The sequence below is a fragment of the Parahoeflea halophila genome (assembly GCF_900220985.1).
Lineage (GTDB): Bacteria > Pseudomonadota > Alphaproteobacteria > Rhizobiales > Rhizobiaceae > Hoeflea > Hoeflea halophila.
On record NZ_OCPC01000002.1, the window covers coordinates 372,049 to 392,132 of the forward strand.

The 20,084-nt window shown below is 61.2% G+C and carries 22 protein-coding genes; 15 read left to right on the plus strand and 7 right to left on the minus strand.

Features of this window, described 5'->3' with window-relative positions; genetic code table 11:
• The first annotated feature begins 23 nt into the window (after positions 1 to 23).
• The 6 genes from CRO46_RS09195 (at position 24) to coaA (ending at position 4,169) form a co-directional block, all read left to right on the plus strand.
• On the plus strand, positions 24 to 506 hold the full coding sequence (locus CRO46_RS09195) for a DUF2628 domain-containing protein (RefSeq protein ID WP_097107149.1): 483 nt from the start codon (positions 24 to 26) through the stop codon (positions 504 to 506).
• A 5-nt stretch (positions 507 to 511) separates the two neighbouring features.
• Positions 512 to 1,162, plus strand: a complete 651-nt coding sequence (gene hisH, locus CRO46_RS09200; protein WP_097107151.1) for an imidazole glycerol phosphate synthase subunit HisH — start codon at positions 512 to 514, stop codon at positions 1,160 to 1,162.
• A gap of 1 nt (position 1,163) precedes the next feature.
• Complete coding sequence (gene hisA, locus CRO46_RS09205; protein WP_097107153.1) at positions 1,164 to 1,934, plus strand: 1-(5-phosphoribosyl)-5-[(5-phosphoribosylamino)methylideneamino]imidazole-4-carboxamide isomerase; 771 nt, start codon at positions 1,164 to 1,166, stop codon at positions 1,932 to 1,934.
• A gap of 103 nt (positions 1,935 to 2,037) precedes the next feature.
• Positions 2,038 to 2,814, plus strand: coding sequence for an imidazole glycerol phosphate synthase subunit HisF (hisF, locus tag CRO46_RS09210; RefSeq protein ID WP_097107155.1), 777 nt, complete (start codon positions 2,038 to 2,040; stop codon positions 2,812 to 2,814).
• A gap of 42 nt (positions 2,815 to 2,856) precedes the next feature.
• Positions 2,857 to 3,180 carry a phosphoribosyl-ATP diphosphatase gene (locus CRO46_RS09215; protein ID WP_097107157.1) on the plus strand — a complete coding sequence of 108 codons (324 nt, stop codon included), beginning with the start codon at positions 2,857 to 2,859 and terminating at the stop codon, positions 3,178 to 3,180.
• 2 nt (positions 3,181 to 3,182) lie between these two features.
• Positions 3,183 to 4,169 (plus strand): type I pantothenate kinase, encoded by a 987-nt coding sequence (coaA, locus tag CRO46_RS09220; protein ID WP_097107159.1) that lies wholly within the window; start codon positions 3,183 to 3,185, stop codon positions 4,167 to 4,169.
• A gap of 40 nt (positions 4,170 to 4,209) precedes the next feature.
• Here the strand turns inward: coaA and CRO46_RS09225 are convergent, their stop codons facing one another.
• The 4 genes from CRO46_RS09225 to CRO46_RS20305 form a co-directional block, all read right to left on the minus strand.
• Positions 4,210 to 4,818: an alpha-ketoglutarate-dependent dioxygenase AlkB family protein gene (locus tag CRO46_RS09225; RefSeq protein WP_097107161.1), complete on the minus strand. Its 609-nt coding sequence runs from the start codon at positions 4,816 to 4,818 to the stop codon at positions 4,210 to 4,212.
• Between the two features lie 125 nt (positions 4,819 to 4,943).
• Positions 4,944 to 5,456 (minus strand): peptidoglycan-binding protein LysM, encoded by a 513-nt coding sequence (lysM, locus tag CRO46_RS09230; protein WP_097107162.1) that lies wholly within the window; start codon positions 5,454 to 5,456, stop codon positions 4,944 to 4,946.
• Between the two features lie 134 nt (positions 5,457 to 5,590).
• The gene (locus tag CRO46_RS09235) at positions 5,591 to 6,460 is read right to left on the minus strand and encodes a zinc-binding dehydrogenase (RefSeq protein WP_342170891.1); all 870 of its coding nucleotides are present in this window, start codon (positions 6,458 to 6,460) and stop codon (positions 5,591 to 5,593) included.
• 39 nt (positions 6,461 to 6,499) lie between these two features.
• A complete protein-coding gene (locus tag CRO46_RS20305; protein ID WP_342170837.1) occupies positions 6,500 to 6,670 on the minus strand; it encodes a hypothetical protein in 171 nt (56 codons plus the stop codon).
• A gap of 67 nt (positions 6,671 to 6,737) precedes the next feature.
• On the opposite strand from CRO46_RS20305, the gene CRO46_RS09240 reads away from it, so the two are divergent.
• On the plus strand, positions 6,738 to 7,259 hold the full coding sequence (locus CRO46_RS09240) for a TetR/AcrR family transcriptional regulator (protein ID WP_097107164.1): 522 nt from the start codon (positions 6,738 to 6,740) through the stop codon (positions 7,257 to 7,259).
• A gap of 17 nt (positions 7,260 to 7,276) precedes the next feature.
• On the opposite strand, the gene arfB is transcribed toward CRO46_RS09240, so the two are convergent.
• The 3 genes from arfB to CRO46_RS09255 form a co-directional block, all read right to left on the minus strand.
• Positions 7,277 to 7,711, minus strand: a complete 435-nt coding sequence (gene arfB, locus CRO46_RS09245; RefSeq protein ID WP_097107165.1) for an alternative ribosome rescue aminoacyl-tRNA hydrolase ArfB — start codon at positions 7,709 to 7,711, stop codon at positions 7,277 to 7,279.
• Positions 7,708 to 8,376 carry a nitroreductase family protein gene (locus tag CRO46_RS09250; protein WP_097107167.1) on the minus strand — a complete coding sequence of 223 codons (669 nt, stop codon included), beginning with the start codon at positions 8,374 to 8,376 and terminating at the stop codon, positions 7,708 to 7,710. Before CRO46_RS09250 ends, arfB begins: the two co-directional genes overlap by 4 nt.
• Positions 8,377 to 8,475: 99 nt before the next feature.
• Positions 8,476 to 10,089: a phosphoenolpyruvate carboxykinase gene (locus CRO46_RS09255; RefSeq protein ID WP_097107169.1), complete on the minus strand. Its 1,614-nt coding sequence runs from the start codon at positions 10,087 to 10,089 to the stop codon at positions 8,476 to 8,478.
• A 342-nt stretch (positions 10,090 to 10,431) separates the two neighbouring features.
• Between CRO46_RS09255 and CRO46_RS09260 the strand changes: the two genes are divergently transcribed.
• From CRO46_RS09260 to tsaE, 8 genes are all read left to right on the plus strand, one after another.
• Entirely contained in the window at positions 10,432 to 11,151 is a 720-nt protein-coding gene (locus CRO46_RS09260; protein WP_097107689.1) for a response regulator transcription factor, read from the plus strand.
• Positions 11,152 to 11,198: 47 nt separating this feature from the next.
• Positions 11,199 to 12,983, plus strand: coding sequence for a sensor histidine kinase (locus CRO46_RS09265; RefSeq protein WP_097107171.1), 1,785 nt, complete (start codon positions 11,199 to 11,201; stop codon positions 12,981 to 12,983).
• Positions 12,980 to 13,450: an HPr kinase/phosphorylase gene (locus CRO46_RS09270; RefSeq protein ID WP_097107172.1), complete on the plus strand. Its 471-nt coding sequence runs from the start codon at positions 12,980 to 12,982 to the stop codon at positions 13,448 to 13,450. Before CRO46_RS09265 ends, CRO46_RS09270 begins: the two co-directional genes overlap by 4 nt.
• A gap of 155 nt (positions 13,451 to 13,605) precedes the next feature.
• Complete coding sequence (locus tag CRO46_RS09275; protein WP_097107174.1) at positions 13,606 to 14,007, plus strand: PTS sugar transporter subunit IIA; 402 nt, start codon at positions 13,606 to 13,608, stop codon at positions 14,005 to 14,007.
• Positions 14,004 to 14,291 (plus strand): HPr family phosphocarrier protein, encoded by a 288-nt coding sequence (locus tag CRO46_RS09280; protein WP_097107175.1) that lies wholly within the window; start codon positions 14,004 to 14,006, stop codon positions 14,289 to 14,291. Before CRO46_RS09275 ends, CRO46_RS09280 begins: the two co-directional genes overlap by 4 nt.
• 116 nt (positions 14,292 to 14,407) lie before the next feature.
• A complete protein-coding gene (gene ahcY, locus CRO46_RS09285) occupies positions 14,408 to 15,805 on the plus strand; it encodes an adenosylhomocysteinase (RefSeq protein WP_097107176.1) in 1,398 nt (465 codons plus the stop codon).
• Positions 15,806 to 15,970: 165 nt separating this feature from the next.
• Positions 15,971 to 18,556 (plus strand): sensor histidine kinase, encoded by a 2,586-nt coding sequence (locus CRO46_RS09290; RefSeq protein WP_425479261.1) that lies wholly within the window; start codon positions 15,971 to 15,973, stop codon positions 18,554 to 18,556.
• Between the two features lie 21 nt (positions 18,557 to 18,577).
• Positions 18,578 to 20,074, plus strand: coding sequence for a tRNA (adenosine(37)-N6)-threonylcarbamoyltransferase complex ATPase subunit type 1 TsaE (gene tsaE / locus CRO46_RS09295; protein WP_097107180.1), 1,497 nt, complete (start codon positions 18,578 to 18,580; stop codon positions 20,072 to 20,074).
• Positions 20,075 to 20,084 lie beyond the last annotated feature (10 nt).

Consider the following 20,084-nt stretch of genomic DNA (forward strand, 5'->3'; position numbering starts at 1 on the left):
AAGGCTGACCGGAGACACCCGCAATGACTGCCTATCTTGTTCTGGCCAGGCCTGGCGCACAGATACCGGACGAACGCTCTGTGATCATCGCCGACCGTTTTGCACCCCTTGCCTTCGTCGCGCCGGTCATATGGCTGCTGTTCAATCGCCTCTGGCTCGAGGCCGTCGCGGCTTTGCTGGTCATGATCGCGGCAACGATGCTCTCGGGAAGTTTCGGCCAGCCGGCGCTTGGTCTGGCCATCAGTCTTGGCCTGTCCTTGATCACGGCGATGGAGGGCCGGAGCTGGCGTGCGGCAGCGCTTCAACGCCGCGGCTGGCGTCTGGTCGACGTGGTTGAAACCGATGATGCGGACCTGGCGTTTGACATTCACGCGCGACAGGCTGCGGCCAGCCGCCGGGTTCCGGATCGCTCAAACCATGTGACCACCCGCCAGCCATTGAGACCGGATCGCCAGCCCGGCAATGACCACGGCTCCATCGGCCTTGTGCCGGTCGAAAGGAACTGACCCTGATGAAGGTTGTCATCGTTGACTACGGCTCGGGAAATCTGCGCTCGGCGTTCAAGGCGTTTGAACGCGCCGCGCGTGAAGCCGAGGTGCCCGCCACGATAATGCTGAGCGCCGATGCCGATCATGTCGCGGGTGCCGATCGCGTCGTGCTTCCGGGCGTTGGCGCCTATGCCGATTGCCGCGCCGGGCTGGATGCCATCGACGGCATGGATGCAGCTTTGCGCCATGCAGTCGAAGACAAGGCGCGCCCGTTCCTTGGTATTTGCGTCGGCATGCAGCTGATGTCGTCACGCGGGCTCGAAAAGACGACCACTGAAGGTTTCAACTGGATCCCGGGGGATGTGGTCGAAATCAGGGCCGCGGATCCGGCTTTGAAAATCCCCCAGATCGGCTGGAACACGCTGGAACTCACATCCGCGCATCCCCTGTTTGACGGCATCCAGACGGGGCCGGATGGTCTGCACGCCTATTTCGTACACTCCTATCAATTGGCGGCCAATGACCCCGGTGATGTGATAGCGACAACCGATTACGGCGGGACCGTTACCGCTGCCGTGGCGCATGGCAACAAGGCCGGTACCCAGTTTCATCCGGAAAAGAGCCAGACGCTGGGCCTCTCGCTGATAGCCAATTTTCTCAAATGGAAGCCCTGACATGATCCTGTTTCCTGCAATCGACCTCAAGGATGGCCAGTGTGTGCGGCTCAAGCTGGGCGAGATGGACTCGGCAACCGTCTACAATGAAGATCCCGCAGGCCAGGCCCGCGCCTTCGAAGAGCAGGGTTTTGAGTGGCTGCATGTGGTCGACCTTAACGGCGCGTTTGAAGGCCAGTCGGTCAACGGCGCAGCAGTCGAGGCAATCCTCCAGACCACGAAAAATCCGGTTCAGCTCGGCGGCGGCATTCGCTCCCTGGCCCATATTGAAGCCTGGCTCGACAAGGGCTTGGCCCGCGTCATTCTCGGCACCATCGCGGTGCGCGATCCGGGCCTGGTGCGCGAGGCCTGCAAGCTGTTTCCGGGCAAGGTCGCCGTCGGCATCGACGCCAAGGGCGGCAAGGTCGCTGTCGAAGGTTGGGCGGAGGCGTCGGAGCTTGGCGTGATCGAACTGGCAAAGCGCTTCGAGGGCGCGGGCGTGGCGGCCATCATCTACACCGACATCGACCGCGATGGCGTTCTCACCGGCATCAACTGGGAATCGACCATCGAGCTCGCCGATACCGTCTCGATCCCGGTGATTGCGTCTGGCGGACTGGCCTCGATCGCCGACATCGTCCGCATGAAGATGCCCGATGCCGCGAGTCTTGAAGGCGCCATCTCCGGCCGCGCGCTCTACGATGGGCGCATCGACCCGGCTGAAGCGCTGGGCATTCTCAACGGCACGTTGGCTGTTGACGCCTCCCAATTCGAAGAGGCGGATCGCTCGTGACCCTGAGATCCCGTGTTATTCCGTGTCTGAATGTGAAGGACTGCCCGCACACCCCGCAGCGGCTTTGCCGCGAGGACGTGCAAACCGAAAAGGTGGCCGGCCGATGACCCTGAAATCCCGTGTTATTCCGTGCCTCGACGTCAAGGACGGCCGCGTCGTCAAGGGTGTCAATTTCGTCGATCTGATCGATGCCGGAGATCCGGTGGAAGCCGCCAAGGCCTATGATGCGGCGGGCGCCGACGAGCTCTGCTTCCTCGACATCACAGCCTCGTCCGACAACCGCGATACAATCTTTGATGTGGTCGCGGAAACGGCGGAACATTGCTTCATGCCGCTGACCGTCGGTGGTGGTGTGCGCACGGTGGCCGATATCCGCAAATTGCTGCTGTCGGGCGCCGACAAGGTCTCGATCAACTCGGCTGCGGTCAGGAATCCGGATTTCGTTGCCGAGGCCGCAGACAAGTTCGGCGACCAGTGCATCGTTGTCTCGATCGATTCCAAGAAGGTTTCAGCCCCCGGCGAGGCCGATCGCTGGGAGATCTTCACCCACGGCGGGCGAGAACCGACCGGGATCGATGCAGTGGAGTTCGCCCTCAAGATGGTCGAACGCGGCGCCGGCGAATTGCTGCTCACCTCGATGGACAAGGATGGCACCAAGTCTGGCTACGATATCGGACTGACCCGCACCATCGCCGATGCCGTGCGGGTACCGGTGATCGCATCAGGGGGGGTCGGCAGCCTCGATCATCTGGTCGAAGGCATTCGCGACGGCCACGCCACAGCCGTTCTGGCAGCGTCGATTTTCCATTTTGGAACCTATACCATAAGCGAAGCCAAGCACTTCATGGCCGATGCCGGGCTCGACATGCGCCTGAACTGATCAGGCGCATTCAGGTAAAACGCCGCAGGAGACACGTCCCAGATGACCAGCTTCACTCTCGCCGATCTTGAACGGATAGTCTCAGAGCGGTCCCAGGCTGATCCCGGCACGTCCTGGACGGCAAAGCTTGTTGCCGCCGGCATGCCCAAGGCTGCCAAGAAGCTTGGCGAGGAAGCGGTGGAAACCGTGATCGCCGCGACCTCCCAGTCCCGCGGCGAACTGGTCGGCGAAACCGCGGATCTTCTGTATCACCTGATGGTCGTGCTAAGGATTGCGGATATACCTCTCGGCGAGGTGATGGGTGAGCTTGAAGGCCGGACCGTGCAGTCAGGCCTCACCGAAAAGGCGAGCCGTACGGCGGAGTGAGCATGGACCAGACCAATATCCAACCGCCTGCACTTGATCACTTCAAGGGTGACGAGTTCTCGCCTTACCGGTTTTTCACCGCCGACAAGTGGGCCGAGTTTCGCGCCGATACGCCGCTGACCCTGACCGAGGACGAGGTTCGCCGGCTCAGATCGCTCAACGATCCGGTCAATCTCGACGAGGTCCGCCGGATCTACCTGTCGCTGTCCCGGCTGTTGTCGGCGCATGTGGAATCCTCGCAATTGCTGTTCGAGCAGCGCAAGCGCTTCCTCAATCTCTCCGGCGTCGCCAAGACCCCGTTCATCATCGGCATTGCCGGTTCGGTGGCGGTCGGAAAATCCACCACGGCCCGCGTCCTGGCCGAGCTGCTGAAACGCTGGCCTTCGAGCCCGAAGGTGGATCTGGTGACCACCGACGGTTTTCTCTATCCCAACGAGGTGCTCCGCCGGGAAGACCTGATGGACCGGAAGGGCTTTCCCGAGAGCTATGACGTCGGCGCGGTTCTGCGCTTTCTTTCAGGCATCAAGGCGGGACAACCCAATGTCAAGGCGCCGTGCTACTCCCACCTGACCTATGATGTGCTGCCGGGCAGTTTTACCACCATCGACCGGCCTGATATCCTGATTTTCGAGGGCATCAACGTGCTGCAGGTGCGTGATCTGCCCGAAGACGGCAAGATCGTGCCCTTCGTGTCGGATTTCTTCGATTTCTCGATCTATATCGATGCCGAGGAAGAAGACATCCACAAATGGTATGTCGACCGCTTCATGAATCTCAGGCAGACCGCGTTCCAGAACCCCGAATCCTTCTTCCATCGCTATGCCGCGATCAAGGAAGAGGCCGCGCGCGCCATCGCCGAAAGCCTGTGGGAGAATATCAACCTGAAGAACCTGCGCCAGAACATCCTGCCGACCCGGCCGCGCGCCGATCTGATTCTGCGCAAGGCCGACAACCACCTGATTGAACAGGTCGCCCTGCGCAAACTCTGACACGCATCGCTCACAGAGCCGGTCAGCCGGAGGGGTAGGCTCAGTCGGTTACCCGCCGCAGGGTCAGGTTGATGCGGCCGCCGTCCTTGAGCAGTGTCGACGTGGTTGGATAGATCTTGTCCACGCCATGAAACGCCAGGCGGCCTTCACCTCCAAGAATGACGATATCACCGCTTTCGAGCCGGAACGATCTTGTCGGGTGGCTGCGCTCCGTGCCGCCAATGCGGAACCGGCAGGCATCGCCCAGCGAGACCGACAGAACCGGCGCGGACAGATCACTTTCGTCGCGATCCTGGTGCATTCCCATGCGGGCATTGCTGTCGTAGAAATTGACCAGGCAGGCTTGTGGCGGTGCTGTATGGCCTGCGAGTTCGTCCCAGAGCCTGAGCAGCCGGGGAGGGATCGGTGGCCACGGCTCGCCGGTCACCGGGTGGTGATCCTGGTAGCGATACCCCTTCTTGTCGGTGAGCCAGCCGAGTTCACCGCAATTGGTCATCCGGACGCTCAGCGGCTTGCCGCTGCGCGGCATTTCCGGACGGTAGAGCGGCGCCTGGCGCACCACCTCGCGAATGTCGTCGAGCAGCGATTGCTGCTCTTCCCGGTCGAGATGACCGGGGATGTGGCGTACGCCTTTGGGCAGAACCAGCATTTCCAGCCTTTTCTCACGGTTTGCAGACAGTCTGCACCAGCCTCGGCGCTGATGCCTGAAAGCGGAGATAGAGCACCCTGATGTCAACACTGTGATCGCCGGACACTCTATCCCCGTTCGCCGGCTCAGGCCGTTTCAATATCGGGGATGCGCAGGACCTGACCCGGATAGATCTTGTCGGGATCCGACAGCATTGGCTTGTTGGCCTCGAAGATCACCGTGTACTTCGCGCCCTTGCCCTTGCCATAGGCCGCTTCGGCAACCTTCCAGAGATTGTCGCCCTTTTCCACCGTGTGGAACCTGGGTTCCTTGGCCGGTGTCGATGCCTTCACCAGCTCAGTCATGTCGGCGCTGCCGAGCGACAGGCCGGAATCGGGAATGACCACCTTGAGCTCGGAAGCTTCGACCTTGGAAATCCCGAGCGTGTTGCCCACGGCCACGACCGCTTTTTCAAAGATCGACTGGTCTTCGACCACGCCGGTAAGCACGATCTTGTCGCCGTCGACCTTCACATCGACCTTTTCGGTACCAAGCTTGTGCGAATCGAGCTCTTTCTTCACCGCTTCGGCTTCCGGCGCGTCGTCGTCGCCGATGCCGAGCTTCTTGCCGGCTGACTTGATGAAATCGAATATACCCATTAACCGTGCCTCCTGGTTCAATAGCGGGCAACATAGCCCCGCTGTTTGGGTCCTGCCAACCAAAAGCTTGTACCGGTCGTGAATGGTTGGCGGTTCCGCGCCAAGACACAATTGCTTCGGCCAGCCCCGCAGAATCAACCCGGGACCGTGATTCCGATCTTGCCGATATGGGACTTGGCGAGAAATTTTTCCTGTGCCGCGCGCAGCTGTTCAAGCGGATACGTGGCAGCCAGCAGCGGCCGGATTTCACCTTTCTCGATATAGCGAACAAGGTCGGTAAACACGGTTGTCGGCTGGTAGGTGCTGCCGATCAGCGTCAGATCACGGAGATAGAGTGTGCGCAGATCCAGTTCGACAATCGGCCCGGCAATGGCGCCGGAGGTCACATAACGGCCCCGGTCGCGCAGGCTGTCGATCAGGTCCGGCCATCTCGGCCCGCCGACCAGATCAAGCACCACGTCGAAAGCAGCAGCAGGCAGTGGCGCATCGCGATCAATCGTTTCATCCGCACCCAGCGCGCGCAAATCAGCGGCTTTGGCTGCGCTTGTCAGGGCGGTGACATGCGCACCGCGCCGCATGGCAAGCTGGATCGCGGCCGAGCCGACCCCGCCGGATGCCCCTGTGATCAGGACCTTTTCTGCATTGAGACAGGAGCGCTGGATCATCCCCTCGGCTGTCGAGAAGGCGCATGGAAAGCTTGCCAGCTCAACGTCGCTCAGCTCGGAGTTCACCTTGACTGCGTCATCTGCGGCAGCAATGGTGTATTCGGCGAACCCTCCATTGCATTCAGACCCGAAGGTAAATGTCACCCTGTCACCATCCACTCCGGGACGGGACTGCATGGGCCGTACCAGTACACGGTCTCCAATCCTGGCCCCGTCCACACCGTCCCCGACCGCGACGATCCTGCCGCAGCAATCAGCACCCTGAATGAGCGGGAATGACAGTGGTTTGCCTGCCCAGCTGCCCCCGGCTGCGGTTGCCGAGGCGTCGTAACCCTCAATTGCACCGGACGCCGTGTCGCCGCGGACGCCTCTGGAGTATCAGCCGGTGCGGGTGTTGATATCAGTGTTGTTGACGGCAGCTGCACCCACCTTGATCAACACTTCGCCCGATTTCGGCTCAGGGACTGGCATATCCTCGCGCCATTCCAGTGTTTCCAGTCCGCCATGACCGGTCAGCGTCATGGCGCGCATTGTGGCTGGGTGTGTCATGTCCGAGTTTCCTGTAGAGTGTTCATTCTACTTGCGTAGGTAGAGGGAACGCTCTACATCGTCAAGCATGAATGCTACGGAACTCAAGATTGCCGCCGGGCTGGAAAAGGCTTTTTCCCGTCACGGTTTTGCCGAGCCCAGTGTCGAGGCCCTGCGCGATGCCGCCGGCGTCAGCCTGCGGACGCTTTACAAATACACTCCCTCGCGGGAGATGATGGTGCGAAGCGCGCTCGAACACCGGCACCGCCGCTACATCGCCCACCTGTTTGATGGGCTTCCCGAAGACCCCGGTACCGCGCTGCCTGAGATAATCGGCCGGGTTGCCGGCTGGATGCAGAAAGAGGCCACGCATGGATGCCTGTTTCATGCAGCTGTTGCCTCCTCACCGCACGATCCCGAGTTGAGAGCATTGCTTCAGCGGCACAAGGCGGAAGTTGCCGACCGAGCCGTGTCCGCCACAGGTCTCACCGGGCGGGAAGTGGATTTGACGCTGGTCATCGAGGGTCTGACCCAGAGTTGGCCGCTCTATCGCGAGGAAGCGGTGGAAAGCGCCTTGCGACTGAGCAACACGATTTTCACCAGTCAATGAGCTGGTCTGTCTGAACGTTATTCGTCGCGCACCTTGGCGCGGGTTTTCTTGATCTGGCCGCGTCCGGTCTTGGCTGCAAGACGGCGCTCGACCGAGCCTCTGGTCGGCCTGGTCTTGCGCCGCGGCGGGGGTGGTGGCTCCGAGGCCTGGTTGATCAGCTCCACCAGCCGTTCGCGCGCATCGGCCCGGTTGCGTTCCTGGGTCCGGAACCGGTTGGCCTCGATAATGATGACGCCATCCTTCGACACCCGGCTGCCGCCAAGTCTGATGGCATTCCTTTTGACCCGTTCAGGCAGCGAGGGCGAATTGCGGATGTCAAAGCGCAATTGCACCGCCGTCGCCACCTTGTTGACGTTTTGCCCGCCGGGGCCGGAAGCGCGAATGAAGCTCTCGGTCAACTCCCAGCCTGCAATGACGATGTCGCGCGCTGCGTGAAGCGGATCGGCGCTCATGGCGCGGTCTTCCAGAACAGCACGTCCTCCTCGGCTTTGCGGCTGATTGCCGGAACCCGCGCCCCTTCGGCCGGGTGGCCAACAACCAGCAGCACGAACGGTTTTTCATTGTCGGGACGTCCGCAGATCTGGTTGAGAAATCCCATCGGCGAGGGGGTGTGCGTCAACGTTGCCAGTCCCGCCGAATGCAGGCTGGCAATCAGCAGGCCGATGGCAATGGAGACCGATTCGGGCACATAATAGTGCTTGACCTTGCGGCCTTCCGGATCGTTGCCCCAGCGCTGGCCGAAGATGACGATCAGCCAGGGAGCAGTCTCCAGGAACGGTTTGTTGGCGTCGGTGCCCAGATGCGCCAGCGCGCCCAGCCACTCTTCTCCGGCCTTTCCTTCGTAGAACGCCCGTTCTTCCGCTTCCGCGGCCAGCCTGATGGCGCGTTTGGTCTCGGTGTCGCTGATCGCGACAAAGCTCCAGGGCTGCTGGTTGGCGCCAGACGGCGCCGTCGCCGCTGCGCGAATGGCCAGCCGGATCACTTCCGGATCCACCGGATCAGGTGAAAAATCCCGCACCGTCCGGCGCGCCTGCATCAACTCGAAGAATTTCTGCGCTTCGGCCTGCATTTCGGCATCGGTTTTCCGGGCGAGCGTTAGCGCAACAGTTTCGGCCATGGCGAGAGCTCCTTCCGGGGTTGGCCCGGCCGAAGATGCGCGACAGGCCCCGCCGGGTCAACGGGGCCCGTCAAAGATCGCGGCAATGATGTCGCAAGCCTACTCGGCGGCGGCCTGGAAGCCGGGTGCCGCATCCAGCACCGAGCCATCGACATGGGCTTCGAACTTGGCGAAGTTCTCGACGAACATGCTGACCAGCCGGTTGGCGGCGGCGTCATAGGCGTCCTTGTCGGCCCAGGTCGAACGCGGATCGAGAATGGCGCTGTCGATACCTTCGACGTCCACCGGTACGGCAAATCCGAAATTAGGGTCGGTCCGGAAATCGGCCGTGTCGAGCGAACCGTCGAGCGCGCCGCTGAGCAAAGCCCGCGTCGCCTTGATCGGCATGCGCTGGCCTTCGCCATAGGCGCCCCCGGTCCAGCCGGTGTTGACCAGCCAGCAATTGACCTTGTGGTCATTGATCAGCTTGCGCAGCAGATCGCCATACTCCGATGGGTGACGTGGCATGAACGGGGCACCGAAGCAAGTCGAGAACGTTGCTTCCGGTTCGGTGACACCTTTTTCCGTTCCCGCTACCTTGGCCGTGTAGCCCGACAGAAAGTGGTACATTGCCTGTTCCGGTGTCAGCCTGGCGATCGGGGGCATGACGCCGAACGCATCCGCCGTCAGCATGATGATGTTGTGCGGGTGGCCCGAGCGACCGGTCTCGCTGGCATTCGGAATGAAGTGCAGCGGATAGGCACAGCGGGTGTTTTCAGTCAGCGAGCCGTCGTCGAAATCGGGAATCCGGTTTTCGTCCAGAATCACGTTCTCCAACACGGTGCCGAAGCGCTCGGTGGTACCGAAGATTTCCGGCTCCGCTTCACGTGACAACCTGATCGTCTTGGCGTAGCAGCCGCCTTCGAAGTTGAACACGCCGTGCTCGCCCCATCCATGTTCGTCGTCGCCGATCAGGGTTCGCTTCGGATCGGCGGACAGCGTCGTCTTGCCGGTTCCCGAAAGACCGAAGAACACCGCCGTGTCGCCTTCGGGTCCGGCATTGGCCGAGCAATGCATCGGCATCACGCCCTTGGCCGGCAGCAGGTAGTTGAGTGCCGTGAAGACCGATTTCTTCATTTCACCGGCATAGGACGTGCCGCCGATCAGCACCAGGCCGCGAACCAGGTTGACCGCGATGACGGTCTCGGAGCGGCAGCCATGGCGTGCCGGGTCGGCCCGAAACGACGGCAGGTTGATGATGGTCAGAGCCGGCACATAGTCGGCAAGCGCTGCACGCTCCGGCCGGATCAGCAGGTTGCGGATGAACAGGGCGTGCCAGGCAAATTCCGTGACCACGCGGGAGTTGAGCGCATAGTCTTCGTCGGCGCCGCCGATCAGGTCCTGGACGAAAAGATCGCGGTCCTTGGCGTGTTCCATCATGTCGGCATGCAGCGAGTCGAACGCGTCCGGCGTCATCGGCTTGTTGTTGTCCCACCAGATCTGGTTCTCGGTGGTGTCGTCGCGGACCACGAACTTGTCCTTGGCCGAGCGTCCGGTGTGCTGGCCGGTCAGCGCCCGAAGCGCACCGTGAGCCGTCAGCGTCGCCTCGCCATTCGCCACGGCCAGTTCGATCAGCTCTGCCTCGCCAGTGTTATACCGCACGGTGCCGGTGGTGTTGAGGCCGCACAGGCCAATTCCAGCAGACGGATTACGCACTCCCAAATCCTCACTCATGTCGGATTCCTTTTCGTACTAGCGCAGGACAGGTTCAAATTTCGCCGGACCATAGGGACGAGGATTTTAAAAAACAACATGTAGTTGGAAAAATAGTGAATGAAATCAGAGTATTAATCGATTTAAAAAAATGTGCGCTTGTTTAAATCGTTTCAATCGAAGTGGCCGGCTTACCCCTCTTCAATGAAGGAATGACTCGAGACTGGAACTGTGCCACATTTTGTTCTCACTTTATCCCCAAGGACGTGACCACGGGATCCGGAGATGGCGTTGCAGACGGCATATCCGGACAAGCGGGGGCACTTCCTGGAGATGTGCAAGACGATGATGGAGACGACAGACATGCAGACAATCGCGCTCGTCGACGACGACCGCAACATCCTTACCTCTGTTTCGATTGCACTCGAGGCAGAAGGGTATCGTGTTGAAACCTACACCGATGGCGCCTCCGCACTGGATGGATTGCAGGCTCGCCCGCCGCAGCTTGCGATCTTCGACATCAAGATGCCGCGCATGGATGGGATGGAGCTCCTGCGCCGTTTGCGCCAGAAGTCGGATCTTCCGGTAATCTTTCTTACCTCCAAGGATGAAGAAATCGACGAACTGTTCGGCCTCAAGATGGGAGCCGATGATTTCATCACCAAGCCGTTTTCGCAGCGGCTGCTCGTCGAGCGGGTCAAGGCGGTGCTGCGCCGAGCAGCCAACCGCGAGGCCGCTGCGGCGACAACGCCGGGACGGACGGATGCGGCTCCGACAAAATCGCTTGAGCGCGGCAACCTGGTCATGGATCAGGAACGCCACACCTGCACCTGGAAGAACGAGCCGGTCACACTCACGGTCACCGAATTCCTGATCCTGCAGTCGCTGGCCCAGCGCCCCGGTGTGGTCAAGAGCCGTGATGCGCTGATGGATGCTGCCTATGACGAGCAGGTCTATGTGGACGACCGCACCATTGACAGCCACATCAAACGTCTGCGCAAGAAGTTCAAGATGGTTGATGATGACTTCGACATGATCGAAACCCTCTACGGCGTGGGATACCGGTTCAAGGAAGCGGCATGACGTCCCCCGCCATCTTCACAGGCTGCGGGATCTGGCAATAAGCGAACATGGGCATTGAAACCGAGGACAATGCGGGCGGCAAGGACACGGGACCTTCCGATATCCGGACCCTGACCAGTTGGGCTCATCCGCTCAAGCTGCTCCGCCGGCTGTTCGGTCACCTGATCTTTTCAAGCCTGACCCGCCGCATCCTGTTTCTCAACCTTGCCGCGCTGATTGTCCTGGTCTCGGGTATTCTCTATCTCAACCAGTTTCGCGAGGGCCTGATCGACGCCCGGGTCGAAAGCCTTCTGACCCAGGGCGAGATCATTGCCGGTGCCGTAGCCGCCTCGGCTTCGGTGGACACCAATTCCATCACCATTGATCCGGAGAAATTGCTCGAACTGCAGGCGGGTCAGAGCATTTCGCCCACCAATTCCAACGAAAATCTCGATTTTCCCATCAACCCGGAGCGCGTTGCCCCGGTGCTCCGCCGGCTGATATCGCCAACCCGGACCCGAGCCCGGATCTATGACGACGATGCCAGCCTGATCCTGGATTCGCGCTATCTCTATTCCAGCGGTCAGGTGCTGCGCTATGACCTGCCGCCGGCTGAAGCGGTCTCGCCCGGCTGGACCGAAATGGTCACCACCTGGTTCAATCGCCTGTTCCAGCGCCGCGATCTGCCGCTCTATCGTGAGCCGCCGGGCGCCGATGGTTCGATCTATCCCGAAGTGATGAACGCCCTCACCGGCGGCCGCGGTGCCGTTGTGCGGGTGACGGACAAGGGGGAGCTGATCGTTTCGGTCGCCGTCCCGGTGCAGCGTTTCCGTGCGGTGCTGGGCGTCTTGTTGCTTTCGACCCAGGCCGGCGATATCGACAAGATCGTCCATGCCGAACGAATGGCCATCTTCCGGGTGTTCGGCGTCGCCGCCATGGTCAACATCGTCTTGTCACTGTTGCTCGCCAGCACCATCGCGACGCCGCTCCGGCGCCTGTCGGCGGCCGCCGTGAGGGTCCGCCGTGGCGGGCGGGCGCGTGAGGAAATCCCTGATTTCTCCGACCGGCAGGACGAGATCGGCAATCTCTCGGTGGCGTTGCGCGGCATGACCAATGCGCTCTATGACCGGATTGCCGCCATCGAAAGCTTTGCCGCCGATGTCAGTCACGAGCTCAAGAATCCGCTTACCTCCCTGCGCAGCGCGGTCGAAACCCTGCCGCTGGCGCGCAACGAACACTCCCGCAAGCGGCTGATGGATGTCATCCAGCATGATGTCCGCCGCATGGACCGCCTGATCAGCGATATCTCCGATGCCTCGCGGCTGGATGCCGAGCTGGCGCGCCAGGATGGCGTTGCGGTCGACATGCGCAAGCTTCTCACTGACCTCGCCGACATCGCCCGGCAGACCCGCTCCGGCGGCAAGGAAGTCGCCATTGACCTGAAAATCGACAAGCGCGGCACCGGCAAGGCTGCCTTCACCGTGCTGGGCCATGATCTCAGACTGGGGCAGGTGGTCACCAATCTGATTGAAAACGCCCGGTCTTTCGTGCCGGAAACCGGTGGCCGTATTACCATACGGCTTCGCCGCCGCCGCGGCATTGTCCAGGTGCTCATCGAGGACAATGGCCCGGGTATCCGTGCGGAGGTTATCGAGCGCGTATTCGAGCGGTTCTACACCGACCGGCCCGACGGCGAGGATTTCGGCCAGAACTCCGGTCTCGGACTCTCGATCAGCCGCCAGATCATTGAAGCCCATGGCGGGTCACTGACCGCGGAGAACATCCCCGGTGAAGAGCTCGGCGCCTGGCAGGGCGCCCGCTTCATCATCGAACTGCCTGCCGAAACACAATGACTGCCCTGTCCGTTGAAGCCCGGCAAACCATTCATGCGACATCGATCGTCATCGGCCAGGCCGGATTACTGTTTCTCGGGCCTTCGGGCTCGGGCAAGACCGGCATCGCGTTCAGCTGTCTGGCGGAGGCTTGGGCTTTGGGCTGGTACGCTGCGCTGATTGCCGATGACCGGACCTGCCTCGCAATCCACGGCGATCATTGCATTGCCTCGTGCCCGGAGCCGATCCGCGGGATGATGGAACTGCGCGGCACCGGAATCGTCCCTGTCCGCTGCATCGATCGGGCCTTGATGCACTGTGCGGTCAGTCTCGGCGACGCCTCGGCTGCATCGCGGATCCCCCCAGAAGATGAAACTTTTTCGTGCAACGGCGCCTCAATGCCGCTTTTGCGTCTGTGGCACGATGGCGCAGGGTCTCCGCTCGCGCGCATTCGGGCCGCCCGTCCGCAGCTGTTTTCCGGCTGCTGAGGGCCGTGCCAGTCAAAATTGGTGGTTCCTCGTCGATTTTTGGCTTGAACTTCGCCTGCATCTGTCCAAGATGATTTTTCAAACTGTTCGCAGCTGCGAAGCAATCGGCATGTCCAGGTGATCAATCACCCTGGCCAAGTGCTGCTGGAGGCAAAATGATCGGATTGGTGCTTGTCACCCATGGCAAGCTCGCGGAGGAGTTCAGGCATGCATTGGAGCATGTCGTTGGACCGCAAACTGCTCTTGAAACCGTCAGCATTGGCCCGGAAGATGACATGGACCAGCGGCGGATGGATATCGTGGGTGCCGTGTCGCGCGTCGAAAACGGCAATGGTGTCATTATTCTGACCGACATGTTCGGCGGAACGCCCTCCAACCTGTCCATCTCGGTGATGGATTCAGGACGCATCGAAGTCATTGCCGGAGTCAATTTGCCGATGCTGATCAAGCTTGCCGGTGTCCGTGGCGCAAATGACATGGCCAAGGCTCTCGCCGATGCCCAGGACGCCGGGCGCAAGTACATCAATGTTGCAAGCCGTCTGCTGACCGGCAAATGACCTCCGCCTCCGCTGTCCAGTCGCGTACCTTCAAAATCATAAACAAGCGTGGGCTGCATGCCCGTGCCTCGGCTCGCTTTGTCCAGACCGTCGAGGCATTTGATGCCCAGATCCGGGTGACGCGGGAAGGATCGACCGTCGGCGGCACCTCCATCATGGGCCTGATGATGCTGGCTGCAAGCACCGGCTGTTTCATCGAAGTTGAGGCCGAGGGCCGCCAGGCCGGCGAGGTCCTCAGCGAACTTGAGGCGCTGATCGCGGATCGCTTCGGGGAAGACGCCTAGGCACCCCACATAAAGACATCTTTATATCGTATTGCCACTTTGCGGGTTTCCTGCTATGGCAGCGCTCATGCAATTCAGTCTGTCCCGGCTGGATCCCGAAACCTTTGGAAAATCTCATGACCGCTAACCAGGATTACGTCGTAGCCAACATCGAACTGGCCGACTATGGCCGCAAGGAACTTGATATCGCCGAAACCGAAATGCCGGGCCTGATGGCCCTGCGTGAGGAATACGGCAACGAGAAGCCGCTCAAGGGCGCGCGCATTGTCGGTTCGCTGCACATGACCATTCAGACCGCGGTGCTGATCGAGACCCTCACAGCGCTTGGCGCGGATGTGCGCTGGGCGTCCTGCAACATCTTCTCGACCCAGGATCACGCCGCAGCGGCGATCGCCAAGAGCGGCGTGCCGGTGTTTGCCGTCAAGGGCCAGAGCCTGGCCGAACATTGGGATTACCTGGATCGCTCGTTCCAGTTCCCGGAAGGCGCCAACCTGATCCTTGACGATGGCGGCGACGCCACGCTCTACGTCCTGCTCGGCGCACGGGTCGAAGCCGGCGAAACCGATCTGATCGAGGTTCCGACGTCGGAAGAAGAAGAAGTCATCTTCGCCCAGATCAAGAAGCGCATGAAGCAGAGCCCGGGCTGGTTCACCAGGACCCGCGATGCGATCAAGGGGGTCTCGGAAGAAACCACAACCGGTGTCCACCGTCTCTACGACCTGCAGAAGAAGGGCCTGCTGCCGTTCCCGGCCTTCAACGTCAACGATTCGGTTACCAAGTCGAAATTCGACAACAAGTATGGCTGCAAGGAAAGCCTGGTCGACGGCATCCGCCGCGCCACCGACACCATGATGGCCGGCAAGGTTGCTGTCGTCTGCGGTTACGGAGACGTCGGCAAGGGATCTGCGGCTTCGCTGCGTGGCGCCGGCGCCCGCGTCAAGGTCACCGAAGTCGACCCGATCTGCGCGCTGCAGGCAGCCATGGACGGCTTCGAGGTTGTGCTGCTTGAAGACGTGGTCAAGACCGCCGATATCTTCGTTACCACCACCGGCAACAGGGACGTGATCCGCCTCGAGCATATGCGCGAGATGAAGGACATGGCCATCGTCGGCAATATCGGCCATTTCGACAACGAGATCCAGGTCGCGGCGTTGAGGAACCACAAGTGGACCAACATCAAGGACCAGGTCGACATGATCGAGATGCCCTCGGGCAATCGCATGATCCTGTTGAGCCAGGGCCGCCTGCTCAACCTCGGCAACGCCACCGGCCATCCGAGCTTCGTCATGTCGGCCTCGTTCACCAACCAGGTGCTGGCCCAGATGGAGATCTGGACCAGGGGCGATCAGTACAAGAACGAGGTCTACGTGCTGCCCAAGCATCTTGATGAAAAGGTGGCCCGACTGCACCTGGACAAGATCGGCGCAAAGCTGACCCAGCTCAACACGGAGCAGGCCGACTACATTGGCGTGACGGTCGAGGGTCCGTTCAAGCCGGAACACTACAGGTACTGATTTTCCGATCGATACCCACAAGATATTGAGACCGCGTCCTTGACAAGAAGGGCGCGGTTTCTTTTTGCGCGGCGTCCTCTTCACCGTGATTCGCGAAACAGGTATGTTTTTGACTCATGATTCGTTTTCACGTTGTGGCGGCGCGGCAAACGGATGGGCCATACGATTGGCGATGTCTTGTCAGACAGACCACGAGGGGACTGGGACATGCCGGTGAAGACGGATTCACTTGGGCTTACGGGGCGGCGAGGACTCAAACAAACTGTGATCAGGCATCTTGACGGGTTCCGGCGCGGGATCCTGACCGGGACGGCGCTGCTCAGCGGCGGTTACCTCGCATCGGCGCTCCCCGCTCTGGCCCAGGCTACCGGTGGCAGCGCCTCTACCGGACCTGGCGTCTCTTCCTTCGACGTGATCAATTTCGCCATGGTCATCGGCGCCATTTCGGCGGCCATGATCTCGGCCATCTGGCTGATCCGCGAGCGTGGCAAGATCGATCTCGAAAATATCGAACTGCGTGCCGCGCTGGCCGATGCCAATGCGAGGATTTCCCGCCATGAGGCCCTGATTGTCGACCGCGACCGCCAGATCGTCGTGTGGGACGGCGTCGGCCTGCCTGCTGAAGTGCTTGGCCAGCTTTCCGCCGAAACCGGGGCGCCGCAAAAACCATCCCAGTTTCTCGCCTTCGGCCGCTGGCTGGCACCGCGCTCCGCCGCCGGCCTTGATGAGGCCATAGACCGGCTCCGCACCCATGCCGAACGTTTTGACATGGTTGTCGAAACAACCCGTGGCCATGTCATTGAAGCCCAGGGCCGGGTCTCTGGGGGGCGCGCCTTTGTGCGTTTCGTCACCCTTTCCGGGGTCCGCGCCGAACTGGCCGAACTGACCACCGAGCGCGATCGGTTGCTGACCTCCCTCGACACGCTCCAGGCGCTGCTCGACATCATCGACATGCCGGTGTGGCTGCGCGGCCCTGATTCGAAACTGGTCTGGGTCAACAATGCTTACACCCAGGCCGTCGAGGGCGAAGACCGGCAGGATACGCTCAACCGCGGACTGGAGCTCTTGGGAACGGCCACCCGCGAACGGGTGCGCGCGACAGCCACCCCGGAACGGCCGTTTCTTGACAAGGTCTCGACCGTCATCCACGGTCATCGCCGCTTCCTTGAAGTTGCCGATGCAAAGACACCCTCAGGGACGGCCGGGCTGGCGCTCGATGTCTCGATCGAGGAGGATCTGCGTCAGGAGCTCAAGCGCACCATCCAGAGCCATGCCGAGACCCTGGATCACCTTGCCACGCCAGTGGCGATTTTCGACCGTGACCAGCGGCTGCAGTTCCACAACCAGGCATTCCAGCGTCTGTGGGAGCTCGACACCCCCTTCCTCTCCCGCCGGCCCGACAACGGCGAATTTCTCGAGCGGCTCCGTGCCGACGGAAAGCTGCCCGAACCCCATGCCTGGCGCGACTGGAAAGAGCAGATGCTCTCGGTCTACCGCTCGGTCGAGGCGACGCCGCATCTGTGGCATCTTCCCGATGGCCAGACCCTCAACGTCTTTGCCAACGCCCATCCGCAGGGCGGTGTCACCTGGGTGTTCGAGAACCTGACCGAGAAGGTCGACCTTGAATCCCGCTACAATGCGCTGCTTCAGGCCCAGGGCGAAACCATCGATCATCTTGCCGAAGGCGTCGGTGTGTTCGGTCCTGATGGCAAGATCCGTCTGTCCAATCCCTCGTTCCGCGCTCTCTGGGGTCTGAACGAGCAGCAGGTCAAGCCCGGCACCCATATCAGGCACATCGTCGAAGCCTGCGAGTCCTCCTATCGCGATGCCGATGGCTGGAAACTGTTTGCCGGCGCAATAACCGGATTCGAGGACGAACGCCGCACCCGGGAAGGCCGCATCGAGCTCGTCACCGGGCTCATTCTTGACTATGCCATCGTGCCGCTGCCCAATGGCCAGACCATGATTGCCTTCGTCAATGTCACCGACAGTGTCGGTGCCGAACGCATGCTGAGAGAAAAGAACGAGGCCTTGCGCAAGGCCGATGCCCTGAAAAACGATTTCGTCCAGCATGTTTCGTATGAACTGCGCTCGCCGCTGACCAACATCATCGGCTTTACCGAATTGCTGCAGACTCCTGGCATCGGTGAGCTCAATGAGCGCCAGTCCGAATATCTCGACCATATCGCCACCTCTTCCTCTGTGCTGTTGACCATCGTCAACGACATTCTCGATCTCGCGACTGTCGATGCCGGCATCATGCGCATCGAGTCCGGCGTCGTCGATATCGAGGAGCTCTTTACCGAGGCCGGCGAGCAGATCGCCGACCGGCTGAAGGAAAATGAGCTGTCGTTGGACATCGACATTGCAACTGCGCCAACCGAGATGGTTGGCGACCAGCAGCGGCTCAAGCAGATTCTGTTCAAGCTTCTCATGAATGCTGCCAATTTCGCCCCCGACGGGTCTGTGGTGCGTTTGCGCTGCACCCGGGAAGAAGATGCGGTCTGTTTCTCCGTCACCGATTGCGGCCCCGGTATTCCCGAAAACGCGCGCAAGGATGTCTTCGCCCGCTTCGAGACCAATGGTCAGCCGGGGCGCCGCCGTGGCGCGGGACTGGGACTTTCAATCGTCCAGAGCTTTGTCGGCCTGCACAATGGCAGCGTCTCCATCGAGAATGGTGAGGAAGGTGGCGCGACCATCATCTGCCGCTTTCCCGCGCAGCGCCCGCTAACCCGCGATGCGGCCGAGTAACGTCCGGTGACCGCCGTCCGCATGTGCGTGGATCTGACCGACCTGGCAGCAACGGAGCGGTTCGCCGAGGACGTTTCGTTGGTGCTCAAGCCGGGTGATTGCCTTTGCCTGTCGGGTGATCTCGGCGCTGGAAAATCGACCTTCGCTCGCGCCCTGATCCGCGCCATCGCCGATGATCCGCAGCTGGAAGCCCCCAGCCCCACCTTCACGCTGGTTCAGAGCTATGATCTCAGGCTTCCGATCGCCCATATGGATCTCTACCGCATCGGTGCGCCGGAGGAGCTTGATGAGCTGGGCCTTGATGACGCGTTGGTCGACGGCGTGGCCCTGATCGAATGGCCCGAGAAGGCGCTCGAGCTTTTGCCGGAGAACCGGGTGATGCTGCGCTTCGACGGCTCCGGCGAAAGCCGTAGCGTTACCGTTTCCGCACCGCAAGCCTTCCTTGTCAGGCTCGAACGTTCCCGCGCCGCCCGCGCATTCCTTGAGCAGCATTTGTCCACACCGGTGAACCGGCGTCACCTGCAGGGCGATGCCTCGACCCGGACCTACGAGACCATCCGCCCTGATGACGGCCGGCAGCCACTGATTTTGATGAACGCAGCGCGCCAGCCCGATGGTCCGCCGGTCCGCGATGGCTTGCCCTATTCGCAGATTGCCCATCTGGCCGAGGATGTCGTCCCCTTTGTCGCGATTGCCCGCTGGCTGCGCGCGCAAGGCTTCGCCGCCCCCGAAATCCATGCCGAAGATCTCGAACAGGGATTCCTGCTGATCGAGAACCTCGGCGCTGACGGCGTTCTTGACGCAGACGGCAAGCCGGACCCGGAGCGCTACATGGTCGCGATCGACTGCCTGGCTGCGCTGCATGGCAAACCGCTTCCCGATGCGCTGCCGGTCGGCAAAACGCAGCATCATGTGCCGGCTTACGATCCCCGCGCGATGCAGATCGAAGTCGAACTGCTTACCGACTGGTATCTGCCCTACAAGCGCGGCACACCGGTGCCCGACGCGGAACGGCAGGACTATATCGCGCTGTGGCGCGCGCTGTTTAATGATCTGCAGGATGCAAAGAAAGCGCTCGTGCTGCGCGACTATCATTCGCCCAATCTGATCTGGCGTTCCAGCAAAACCGGACTGGACCGGCTCGGCATCATCGATTTCCAGGACGCGATGATCGGCCCGTCCGCCTATGACGTTGCCTCCCTGTGCCAGGATGCAAGGGTGACGGTCGATCAGGACCTCGCCGATCGGCTGCTGGACCGTTACGTCACAGCGCGCCGGGGCAATGATCCCCATTTCGGCGAGGATGACTTCAGGCGGGCCTATGCCATCATGGCAGCCCAGCGCGCAGCCAAGATCCTGGGCATCTTTGTCCGGCTCAAGCTGCGCGATGGAAAGCCCGGCTATCTGCGGCATCTGCCCCGGATCGAGGCCTATATCGCAACTTCTCTGCAGCATCCGGCGCTGCAACCCTTGCGCAACTGGTTCGCAAAGGCTGGTATCGGCGAAACCGAATCATAAACCGGAACCG